The 1,038-nt window shown below is 32.9% G+C and carries 2 protein-coding genes; both read left to right on the top strand.

The annotated features are described in order from the left end of the window. The coding region (locus ABZ953_RS39445) for a hypothetical protein (RefSeq protein ID WP_361734364.1) at positions 1 to 209 on the top strand (209 nt) is incomplete at its 5' end. A 207-nt stretch (positions 210 to 416) separates the two neighbouring features. Beyond that, a complete protein-coding gene (locus tag ABZ953_RS39440) occupies positions 417 to 761 on the top strand; it encodes a DUF1413 domain-containing protein (protein WP_349221525.1) in 345 nt (114 codons plus the stop codon). Positions 762 to 1,038 lie beyond the last annotated feature (277 nt).

Raw genomic sequence — 1,038 nt, 5'->3', positions numbered from 1 at the left:
GCTCAGGTTCACGCTTCGGCTCGTGCTTCGGCTCGGCCCGTGCGGCGACCGCCGCCGCCCCGTTCCATGCCATGGCCTTCACCGGTGCCCTCACCCCAAAAAATAGGCTCTTCTTTAAACAGTTAGATGACACTATCGCTCTTCATCAGCGTAAGCTAGATCTTCTCAAAGAGCAGAAAAAAGGATTTCTACAAAAGATGTTCGTTTAGGGTCTATAATTAGATAATAACCCCTAAGAAATTAACCAAAAACAGCCCTTATACTTACAAGATATAATTATAGGGGCTGTTTTTTACAAATTTATAAAAAATAAAGCATTTATATAAATGTTTTATTGACAAACAAAATGTTTTATTGACAAACAAAATAGGATGTGATATCCTTTATATGAATATAAATGAAAGGACATAATTAAAATGTCAAAGAATATCCAATTAACCCTAACTGATTTGCAGTATGAAACCTTGCTAAAAAAAGCAGGAAGCTTCTCTATCCAGCAATATCTGATTAAAAAAGAATTTCCAAACCACGAATTTTCTCATTGGTTTAACGAAATAACTGGACTAATTGAAAAACTTCCACCTGACACAAACTTTTCACTAAAAACTTTATTATCTGTAAATTGGGAAACTATTCCTAAAGGAGTACGCCTATCAATAGGAAAACAATTTCTAAAAGAAGTCAATGAAGGAAGTATTCGAGCAGTAAAATATGTAAAAAAAGACTCTGCCAATACTACCATCTACAAAAAAACACTTTAAAAAACTTCGCAACAGAACCTATAATATCCTTCTAACTATATAATAACTTGAAAATTACTAATTTATCTGTACTGTAGTATATTAGAATTGAAGGAATTGTAAATAGAATAGTTATTTGATATACTTTAGAAAATACATGTTAATAATGTGAAATCAGACTTTAATTACGGTGAATAATATGAGATTAAGTCTGATGGGTCTTGTTATTATTCTAATATCATTATAGAAATATAAATCGGTAAATTCAGTTTAACTAGGACGTACCGCCTGGGGCCGT

This window comes from Streptomyces sp. NPDC046465, assembly GCF_040646035.1.
In the GTDB taxonomy this organism is placed as follows: Bacteria; Actinomycetota; Actinomycetes; order Streptomycetales; family Streptomycetaceae; genus Streptomyces.
This window is presented reverse-complemented; position numbering and strand designations above follow the sequence as displayed.

Bases quoted from the DNA above. Each gene is read 5' to 3' on its own strand.
- ABZ953_RS39440 (WP_349221525.1), top strand. From the start codon at position 417: ATGTCAAAGAATATCCAATTAACCCTAACTGATTTGCAGTATGAAACC.